Origin of the sequence: uncultured Gordonia sp. (assembly GCF_937858515.1) — a bacterium.
Classification (GTDB): domain Bacteria; phylum Actinomycetota; class Actinomycetes; order Mycobacteriales; family Mycobacteriaceae; genus Gordonia.
This window is the reverse complement of sequence record NZ_CALLZT010000071.1, coordinates 1-5,526: the sequence shown is the minus strand read 5'-3', so window position 1 is coordinate 5,526 and position 5,526 is coordinate 1. Positions and strand designations below refer to the sequence as shown.

The 5,526-nt window shown below is 66.7% G+C and carries 5 protein-coding genes and 1 pseudogene; 2 read left to right on the top strand and 4 right to left on the bottom strand.

Annotated features, from left to right (window positions below):
• A pseudogene (locus tag Q0627_RS06405) lies at nt 1-195 on the top strand (SDR family oxidoreductase); the annotation flags it as partial.
• Between the two features lie 25 nt (nt 196-220).
• Here the strand turns inward: Q0627_RS06405 and Q0627_RS06400 are convergent.
• Entirely contained in the window at nt 221-1,492 is a 1,272-nt protein-coding gene (locus Q0627_RS06400; RefSeq protein ID WP_298808526.1) for an Ig-like domain-containing protein, read from the bottom strand.
• A 138-nt stretch (nt 1,493-1,630) separates the two neighbouring features.
• Nucleotides 1,631-2,320: a deoxyribose-phosphate aldolase gene (deoC, locus tag Q0627_RS06395; protein WP_291015941.1), complete on the bottom strand. Its 690-nt coding sequence runs from the start codon at nt 2,318-2,320 to the stop codon at nt 1,631-1,633.
• Between the two features lie 48 nt (nt 2,321-2,368).
• On the opposite strand from deoC, the gene purU reads away from it, so the two are divergent.
• Entirely contained in the window at nt 2,369-3,286 is a 918-nt protein-coding gene (gene purU, locus Q0627_RS06390) for a formyltetrahydrofolate deformylase (RefSeq protein WP_291015927.1), read from the top strand.
• A 3-nt stretch (nt 3,287-3,289) separates the two neighbouring features.
• Here purU and Q0627_RS06385 read toward each other — a convergent pair whose 3' ends face one another.
• Both Q0627_RS06385 and Q0627_RS06380 read right to left on the bottom strand, forming a co-directional pair.
• On the bottom strand, nt 3,290-4,603 hold the full coding sequence (locus Q0627_RS06385; protein WP_291015926.1) for a hypothetical protein: 1,314 nt from the start codon (nt 4,601-4,603) through the stop codon (nt 3,290-3,292).
• Nucleotides 4,604-4,720: 117 nt separating this feature from the next.
• On the bottom strand, nt 4,721-5,526 hold an 806-nt coding region (locus tag Q0627_RS06380), incomplete at its 5' end, for a carbon-nitrogen hydrolase family protein (RefSeq protein ID WP_298808523.1).

Sequence of the window (5,526 nt, the reverse complement as noted above, 5' to 3'; positions counted from 1 at the left end):
TTCTCGCTGGTGCGTTTCGACGGCGATCAGGAACGCGCCGACGCCACCTACACCGGCCTGACCCCGCTCACCGCCGGCGACGTCGCCGAGGTGATCGGTTTCGCCGCGTCCCGTCCCCCGCACGTCAATCTCGACCAGATCATCCTCAAACCCCGCGATCAGGCGTCGGCCCGCCGGAACATCCGCACGGGGTAGCCGCGACCTCAACCGGCAACGGGGTTCACCTGGGCGCGACGCTGCGCGGGGCGCCGCTGGGTGTGGCCGTGATGGACTGGTCCCGGGCCTGCCCGGTGATCGCCGACATGCTGGTCCACTGATCCCAGCCGAAGATCCAGTCGAAGATGTCGCCGTCGGCCTCCGACAGGTCGATGCGGGTTCCGGTCACCTCGACAGGGTCGCCGTACATCGCCGTCTGAAAGTACTGTTGCGCATTCTCCAGCGACAGATTGATACAGCCATTGGTGACATTCGACGAACCTTGCACCCCAACGGTTTCCGGGTTGGCGTGAATGAATTCTCCATTGTTGGAGATCCGTACCGCCCAGCGTTCGTGGATATTGAAGTATCCGGCGGCCGGATTGGTCATATAGAAATCTTCGTGCATTTCGGACACGACGTGAATCCCGCTGCGGGTGACGTTACGGTCGAGGTCCCCTTCGCCGTAGCTGCACGGCAGCGTCATCAGTGTCGAACCGTCGCGGATCACCACGATCTGGTGCGAGGACGCCTCGGCCTTGACAATCTGCGACCGCCCGATGGCGAAGTCGCTGGTCATGTCCGCGGCGCCGTAGACCCCCTCGCCCATCCTCAGCCCGTACAGCTTGGCGTCGAGATGAATCTTGGTGCCCGGTTTCCAGTATTCGCGGGGCCGCCAGTGCACGCGCGATCCGTCGTCCTCACCAAGCCACGCCCAACTGCCCTCGGTTTCGGGTGTGGTGGTGACCTTGAGGACCTTCTCGACGGCGGCCTTGTCGTCGATGGTGCTGTCGAACTTGAGGATGAGCGAAGCGGCGATGCCCACTTCCTGGCCGTCGGCGACGTTGATGACCACGTTGGGCTGCGCGTCGGGGGTGAGCGTGGTGAACCTGCCGCGCACCTTCACCGGCAGGTTGTCCGAACCCACGGCCGTGCCGCGCCAAGTGTAGGTGGCGCCGTAGCCGAGCGGTTCGGTGATCGTGTAGGTGGTGCGGTCGTCGGACAATTCGCCCTTGACGGCCACACCCTGCGGGTTCAGCAGCTTCACGTCCGGGTTGAACGTACCTTTACTCGCCTTCACCGAGAACTCGTCCGTCGGGTTGGGGGCGTCCGGCGAGGCTAGGTCCGGGGTGTAGGCGACCGACACCTTCGGCTTCTTGGGCCCGGTGTCCTTCTTGTCGTCGTCGGATCCGGTGCCGCACGCCGCCGCGACCAGCCCGGCCACACCGATGCCCGCCGCGACCAGCACTGTGCGTCGGTTGAGGTGCGGTTGATCCGGGTGACACTGCCAGTTCATCCCATCAAATCTACCGGCGAACCATGCGTGTCACGCTATATGCGACGGTGCAATTGTGCCCTGAGTGGCTGAAATCACGACTCGCACCACCCCGATCCCGGCAAGACCGGCACCGCGATCGACACCCGACAGATCGCGCTACTCGGCGAAACCGTCCAGGACCGCCCGTGAGCCCGACAATCCGAGACGGGTGGCTCCGGCATCGATGAGTGCGGCGGCGAATTCGGCGGTCCGGATGCCGCCGGATGCCTTGATCTCGGCGCCGTCGCCGACGGCCGCGGCCATCAACTCGACCGCCTCGACGCTCGCCCCGCCGAGCGGATGAAAACCGGTGGAGGTCTTGACGTAGTCGGCGCCGGCGGTCACCGCCCGCTTGCACACCTGCGTCACCGCATCCGGACCCGAAAGCTCCAGCAGCGCAGCCGATTCGATGATCACCTTCAGGACCTTCTCCCGCCCGATGGCCTCCCGCACGGTCAGGATGTCGGCGAACACCTCGTCGTAGTCGCCGTTGACCGCGGCTCCGACGTCGATCACCATGTCGATCTCGTCGGCGCCGGTGTCGACGGCCAGCCGCGCCTCGGCCGCCTTGACCAGCGAATGATGCTTCCCCGACGGGAATCCGGCGACGGCGCAGGTATACACGATCCCGGTGTCGATCGGCAGCATCGACGGTGACAGACACACCGAGAACACCCCGAGGTCGACGGCCTCGGCGATCGCGGCCTCGGCGTCCGCGCGGGTGGCCTCCGGTTTGAGCAGCGTGTGGTCGACGATGGCCGCGACGTCGCGGCGCGGATAGCGGGTGATGAGATCGGTGTCGGTCACCCTGAGGTCGTTGTTGGTCACACAGTCGAGCTTGGCACACTTGACGATGTGACTTCACCGACCGGGCCTTCGTCCTCAAGCCCCTCGTTTTCCGGCCCTTCATCTTCGGGTACAGACCGCTACGTCCTGACCCTCGGCTGCCCCGACACGACGGGCATCGTCGCCCGGATCTCCGGATTCCTGGCCGACATCGGCGGCTGGATCACCGAGGCCGGCTACCATTCGGACCCCGATTCGGGATGGTTCTTCACCCGGCAGGCGATCCGCGCCGACGCCGTGACGCTGACCCGTGACGAGATCGCGGCCAGATTCCAGACCGAGGTCGGCGACCCGCTCAACGCGGAATGGAAGCTCACCGACCCCGCCGCGGCCAAGTCGGTGGTGCTGCTGGTGAGCAAGGAATCGCACTGCCTGATCGACCTGCTCGGGCGCGCCCACCGGGGTGAACTGCCCGCCACGATCAGCGCAGTCGTCGGCAATCATGCCGACCTGGCCGAACTGACCGAACGGTTCGGCATCCCGTTCCACCACGTACCGTTCACCGCCGAGCGCAAGGCACAGTCGTTCGCGCAGGTCGCGAGCATCGTCGACAGTTACCACCCGGACGCGGTGGTCCTGGCCCGGTTCATGCAGATCCTGCCGCCCATCCTGTGTGAGGCGTGGGCGGGCCGGGCGCTCAACATCCACCACAGCTTCCTGCCCAGCTTCGTCGGCGCCCGCCCCTACCATCAGGCGTTCGCGCGGGGCGTCAAACTGATCGGCGCCACCTGCCACTACGTGACCGCCGACCTCGACGCCGGACCGATCATCGAGCAGGACGTCATTCGCATCGACCACAGTGATTCGGTCGCCGACATGGTCCGTCAGGGCCGCGACATCGAAACCCTGGTCCTGGCCCGCGGCCTGCGCTGGCACCTCGAGGACCGCGTTCTGGTCCACGGCCGCAAGACCGTCGTCTTCAGCTGAGAATCAGCCGCACTTCACGGTGTTGCCGGCGACGGTGTTGTTGTCGGCGATGAGTTTGACGTCGCTGCCCGACACGGTGAAGTCGACGCCGGTATCGGTGACCTTGAGGTTGTCGATGCTCACCTCGTCGAAGAAGGTCCCGAACATGGTGGTGGTGACCTCGTCGACGATCTGCTGGGCGAAGTCGGACGGCACACCGAAGATGAAGGCGTTGGCCTTTTGCACCTCGAAATGCGGTTTGCCGTCCTCGACGACCGGTTTGATCGTCGTCGACACCGGGATCGACAGGAACAGTGCCTTCACGCTGGCCTCGATGGACACGGTGCCGTCGGCGGCGTTGCCCGACACCTTGGTGATCTCGCCGGCACTGAGCAGACCCCCGCCGCCCGACTGATTCTGGTCCTGAGCTTGTTCGCCGAGTTCGGTCACCCGGTCGAAGGGGACCGATCCGGTGCCGTCGAGACTGCGGATCGTCGTGTCGTCACCGGAGCGCTGGATACCCTCGGCCCGGGCGTGCAATGTCATGCCGGTGCCGGATTCGTTCTTGGTGTCGACCTGCACATACGGGAACTCGTTGCTCATCGCCTGTAGCAGGACCGGTTTCTTGGACAGGGCGACGTTCGTCGGTGAGCCCGTCAGGTCACTGAACGCCTTCTCCATGCAGCTCTGTGCGCGATTGCGGAAGAACAGTTCGCTGCCGACGAGCCCGATCACCAACACCAGCGCCAACGTCGCCGACGTCCAGGCGAGGATCTTGCCGCGGTTGCGCCGCGACGGCGAACTGGCGACCACACCACCACCGTGTCCGGCCGGCGGCGGGGTCTGCCCGCCGAGATGCGCGGTGTCCTCACCGTGGTCGAACGGCGTGGTCGGCACCCGGCCGGCGCCTTCGACCTGGGAGTATGCCTGAGTTCCGCTGAACGCGGACTGCGGTTCGATCTTCATGGTGCCCGTGTCGTCGGTCCGCACCGGCGCGGACCCGGGGATCGTCGGCCGCGACGCCGTGGCCGCGAACCGCGAATCCGGTGATTCGCTCACATCCGAACCGCGCGCGGTCTTCCCGAAATCGACCGGTCCGGTCTCGTACGGCGGCACGTCCAGGTTCACTTGTTCGACGCCGCGCAGGGTCTGATCCGGATCCGCCGGCCCGGTACCGTGCACGGTGCGATCGGGGTCGACGGGCTGGGTCGCGTTCTCCTGAGTGGGCGACGATCCCGGTCCGTCGACGGCTGCAGAACCGTCGAGGGTGTCCTCACCCGCGGCGGTCCACTGATCAGGGTCGCCGACCGTCGCGTCGGGCCGGTGTTCATCACTCATACGTCGGTCCTAGATTCTCCGGTGGCAGGGTTCGGGACGGGTGCCTGCCGCGTCCTCGCTCCCCGCCCAGTTCTCGTCGTCATCAGGCACGTCAGGCCCGGGTACCTACGGACAACGTCAGAACGCCAGACGAGGTTCCGTGATGTGCTGCTCGTTGTCCAGGACGGCCAGCGCGGTGCGGGCCTTGCCGACAGCGGCGAGGTCGATGTCGTGGACGCCGACCTCGGGAGCGCTGCCGTATTCGGCGACCACGCTACCGAAGGGATCTGTGATGCGGCTGTGTCCGATTCCGGTGGGCGCCCCGGACGCCGCGACCTGCGGATCGGCCGGTTCGGCCTGCCCGACGGCCGCGACGAACGCGGTCGAGTCGAGCGCCCGCGCGGTGGCCATGGTCTGCCACTGATGCACTTTGCCCGGCCCGGCCCCCCACGACGCCGGCACGACGATCAGATCAGCGCCGGCGCGGGCAAGGGTGGTGAACAGCCGCGGAAACCGGATGTCGTAGCAGGTGGCCAGGCCGACGCGGCAACCGGCGACGGTGATGATCACCGGTTCGGCGCCGGGCGCGACGGTCCGTGATTCGGCGAACCCGAACGCGTCGTACAGGTGAATCTTGTCGTAGCCCGCCCGTTCCCCGTCGGGTGTCACGGCCAGCAGGGTGTTCTTCACACGATCACCGTCGGGCGTGAACATCCCGGCCACCACCCCGACCCCGTTCCGCGCCGCGATCTCGGCCACCCCGTCGGCCCACGGCCCGTCGAGCGGCTGCGCGATCGGGCCGAGCGACACCCCGAACCGGCACATCGTCGCCTCCGGGAACACCACAAGTTCGGCCCCTCCGGCCGCCGCCCGTTCGGTGGCCGCCGCCACCAGTTCCAGATTCTCCGCGGGATCGGTACCGGAGCTGATCTGCGCCATCGCAA

Bases quoted from the DNA above. Each gene is read 5' to 3' on its own strand.
- Q0627_RS06400 (WP_298808526.1), bottom strand. From the start codon at position 1,492: ATGAACTGGCAGTGTCACCCGGATCAACCGCACCTCAACCGACGCACA.
- Q0627_RS06385 (WP_291015926.1), bottom strand. From the start codon at position 4,603: ATGAGTGATGAACACCGGCCCGACGCGACGGTCGGCGACCCTGATCAG.